The organism is Hyphomonas sp. (assembly GCF_040882205.1).
Taxonomy (GTDB): Bacteria; Pseudomonadota; Alphaproteobacteria; order Caulobacterales; family Hyphomonadaceae; genus Hyphomonas.
On record NZ_JBBEBT010000220.1, the window covers coordinates 1 to 3,104 of the forward strand.

General features: G+C 61.4%; 4 protein-coding genes and 2 pseudogenes. 2 read left to right on the forward strand and 4 right to left on the reverse strand.

Translation table 11 applies throughout. The features are described 5' to 3' along the window. Nucleotides 1–157 precede the first annotated feature (157 nt). A complete protein-coding gene (locus tag WEA77_RS09305; protein WP_368067601.1) occupies nucleotides 158–511 on the forward strand; it encodes a PaaI family thioesterase in 354 nt (117 codons plus the stop codon). A gap of 343 nt (nucleotides 512–854) precedes the next feature. On the opposite strand, the gene WEA77_RS09310 is transcribed toward WEA77_RS09305, so the two are convergent. Together WEA77_RS09310 and WEA77_RS09315 are read right to left on the reverse strand one after the other, a co-directional pair. Continuing rightward, nucleotides 855–1,076 (reverse strand): hypothetical protein, encoded by a 222-nt coding sequence (locus WEA77_RS09310; RefSeq protein WP_368067602.1) that lies wholly within the window; start codon nucleotides 1,074–1,076, stop codon nucleotides 855–857. An 18-nt stretch (nucleotides 1,077–1,094) separates the two neighbouring features. After that, the gene (locus tag WEA77_RS09315) at nucleotides 1,095–1,808 is read right to left on the reverse strand and encodes a hypothetical protein (protein ID WP_368067604.1); all 714 of its coding nucleotides are present in this window, start codon (nucleotides 1,806–1,808) and stop codon (nucleotides 1,095–1,097) included. Here WEA77_RS09315 and WEA77_RS09320 point away from each other — a divergent pair. Next, nucleotides 1,689–2,050 (forward strand): annotated as a pseudogene (locus tag WEA77_RS09320) (zinc ribbon domain-containing protein YjdM). The gene WEA77_RS09315 and the pseudogene WEA77_RS09320 overlap by 120 nt on opposite strands. 142 nt (nucleotides 2,051–2,192) lie before the next feature. Here the strand turns inward: WEA77_RS09320 and WEA77_RS09325 are convergent. Together WEA77_RS09325 and WEA77_RS09330 are read right to left on the reverse strand one after the other, a co-directional pair. Then, nucleotides 2,193–2,666 carry a DNA polymerase III subunit chi gene (locus tag WEA77_RS09325; RefSeq protein ID WP_368067603.1) on the reverse strand — a complete coding sequence of 158 codons (474 nt, stop codon included), beginning with the start codon at nucleotides 2,664–2,666 and terminating at the stop codon, nucleotides 2,193–2,195. A gap of 90 nt (nucleotides 2,667–2,756) precedes the next feature. Then, nucleotides 2,757–3,104 (reverse strand): annotated as a pseudogene (locus WEA77_RS09330) (leucyl aminopeptidase); the annotation flags it as partial.

Below are 3,104 nucleotides of genomic sequence, written 5' to 3' on the forward strand. Positions count from 1 at the left end.
CTGGCGTAAAGGTCAAACCCAGCTGCCGAAAACAGCATCTGCTTGATGGTGAGCCTCCCTCAATCAGAAGAAACACTGAACCGGTTCGCGTATAAATCCCGCTATTTAATCAGATTGTCCTTAGTTCCGAAAACAAATGCAGACGCCCATGACCTAAATGCTGCCAGACAGTGAGATCACGCCCGAGGCCTTCACCAGGCGCAGGGAGGCCGCCCTGCTTGGCAGTATCAACATGGTCGTTACCCGCGCCTCGCGCGACGGCTTCGAAGGCCATTTCGACATCCAGCGTAACCACCACGGCCCCAACGCCTTCCTCCACGCTGGCGCTCTGGTGCTCGCAGATTGGCTCTGCGGCTACGCCGCTGCCGCCAGTCTAAAGGACGGCGCAACCGGCTTCAGGACCATCGAACTGAAATCCAGCTTCTTCGCCGCAGCCCCCGAAGGCCGCATCTTCGCAAAGGCCACGTCCGTCCATATCGCCGTGACACATAGTTCTGGGACTGCGAACTGACCAGCGACGAGGGCAAACGCATGGCGCTTTTGCGCTGCTCGAAACTGGTGCTGCGGGCCAGGTAGGTAGCCAGCGATGAGGGCTCGGTCACCGCGCGTATCCGTGCAACCAGCTGGTCCTTGTATTCCCGGTGGTCCTGCCGGTAGTCGCTTTCGGTCTTGTAGCGCGCCTGTGGCACGCAGGGCGTCACTGTCATAGGGCGATAACCAGAGGCCGCCCCCACCTCCTTATTGCAGGCAGCAACCCGGCGGGCGCTTTCGAACCGGATCAACTCCCGCTCGGCATCGGCCTGTGCCGACTGAAGCGCCGTATAAAGACTGTCATCTGCAATGCCGTTCTTTGTTTAGATGGACCCTGACCGCAGCACCGTGAAGACATTTTCAGCAAACTGACGCGTTTCCGCTGTGCGCTCCGCCATCAGGCGTCCGGCTTGCGCCTGCGCCAATGCACGCCGTTTGTCACCCTCCACCTTTGCCGCAGCATGTCCCCTGGCTGCCGCATCGGCAATCCAGTCTGCATTGTCCCTCAGTATGCCCCATTCATACATGGCATCAACATTTCGCAACTTGGCGGCCTGCTCAAGCTAACGCTCATACTCGGCGGTATTACGTGCGTCCCAGTCACCTTGCAGGTAGTACCTCGCGAGGCGGTAAGCGGCCGCACCATCGTGATTTTGGGCACCTTTGAGATAGCTCAGCGCGGCCGCGTCGCCATACAAATACATCCCGACTTCAGCGAGTGGCGAGCTGACTTCATGCGATTTCCTGTACCATTGATGGGCAGAGGCATGATCGTGTGAGTACCAAGCATAAGCGTTGCCCATACTGTTCATGGCGTCGGCATCGCCGAGGCTTGCCGCCATTTCAAGCCATTCGTTCGGTTTCCCGTTTTCCCAAGCCTCGTACCTCGTCAACCTCGTGCGCCGGCGCGAGGATTCGACGATGGTGCGCGGATCGCCGGCCTTTATGGACCTGGCCAGACAGTCCCAGATCCCGGGGTACTTGTGTGCAACCGAATGCACCAGATAAACGCCCCAGATTGCTTCCTTATCACCAGCTTCGGCAAGCGGCAGGAGAACGCTCAGATCATCCGACTGCTGAGCGAACTTCTCCTGATATACAGCACGATCCCTGAGCTTCTCGCCGCCATCAATGCCGCTATAGCGAAACTCTGCCTTGTGCTTACGAAATCCCGCGGCGGCGGCCCGCGCGGGACCGGCCTTCCCGCCTGCCCCGGATGCGAATCCGTGCTGACCTATGAGGACGGCGCCATGCTGATCTGCCCCGAGTGCGGGCATGAATGGGCCGAGACGCGCAGGCGGGCGCGGTTCACGTCCGCGACCCGGTCGGTGGTCCGCTCACGGACGGTGACACGGTAACCGTGGTCAAGGACCTGGAGGTAAAGGGCTCATCGCTCGTCGTGAAGCGCGGCACGAAGGTAAAAAATATCCGCCTCGTCAACGGCGACCATGACATCGACTGCAAGATCGACGGGATTGGCGCGATGGGGCTGAAGTCGGAGTTCTTGAAGAAGGTTTGAAGGTTTTCTCAAGGGCTGCCTGCCTGGCCCACCCTTCGACTTCGCAGGATGAGCAACATGGTTTGGCGATCTTGCGCCAACCAAACAAAACGCGCTCATCCTGTGCGAAACCGAACGATGGGCCACCCTGAACCGCCGCCCTCTAAACCCCCGCCTCTTTCCATCCGCTTGCGGAGGTTTGTTGGAAATAGCGCGTTACCAGTCCGGAATCCTTCGCCGCCTTGAACTGTTCACGCGCCCGCGCGCGGGTGTCCTTGTCGCCGTCCTCGAAGATCACCATGCAGCGCTTGAACGGCGCCTCGACTGGCGCATCGGCGGCGTCCATCAGCACCAGCGCGTCGGCATTGTTGGCGTTCTTCAGCTTGGCCGACAAGAGCACGGGCTGGCGCGCCGCGTCGAGGCCAGGCGCTTCGGCCTGACCGTGCGGGAGGAAAGACGTGTCGTCAAAGGTCCACAGCGCGGCGTCGAGTTTCGCCAGCCGTTGCAGGTCCGTCGAGACGGCGAGGACGCGCCATCCCGCCTCAAGGCATTTCTGCATCAGCGGCGGCGCCGCCACCTCGAGCGCCGAGCGCGAGAGGTGGTAAAACCACCATTCGGGGCGAAGGGCTTCGCTCATCCCTCACGCCGCTTATCCCAGCGCAAGCGGGGATCGGGCCCGCCACTTCCCGTAACGCCCGGCTGCATGGGGGTGAGCGGTGCCTGCGGGCTATTCATAATTATCTGCAATCCAGCGCGACAAGAGACGCGGACCATAGCCAGACGCCCAGCTCGGATCGGTCGGGGCTTTCTCGCCTTCGACCCAGGCGACGCCGGCGATATCAAGGTGGGCCCATTTCACGCCGTCCTTGACGAAGCGCTTCAGGAACTGCGCCGCCGTGATCGAGCCGGCAGCCGGTCCCCCGATATTGCGCATGTCGGCGAACTTCGACTTGATCTGAACGTCATACTCCGCGCCGAGCGGCATGCGCCACACGCGCTCGCCCTCGGCGAGGCCGGCCCTGGTCAATTCAGCGGCTAGCTCGTCGCTGTCGGTGAACATGCCGGCATGGTGGTG

Bases quoted from the DNA above. Each gene is read 5' to 3' on its own strand.
- WEA77_RS09325 (WP_368067603.1), bottom strand. From the start codon at position 2,666: ATGAGCGAAGCCCTTCGCCCCGAATGGTGGTTTTACCACCTCTCGCGC.
- WEA77_RS09315 (WP_368067604.1), bottom strand. From the start codon at position 1,808: ATGCCCGCACTCGGGGCAGATCAGCATGGCGCCGTCCTCATAGGTCAG.
- WEA77_RS09305 (WP_368067601.1), top strand. From the start codon at position 158: ATGCTGCCAGACAGTGAGATCACGCCCGAGGCCTTCACCAGGCGCAGG.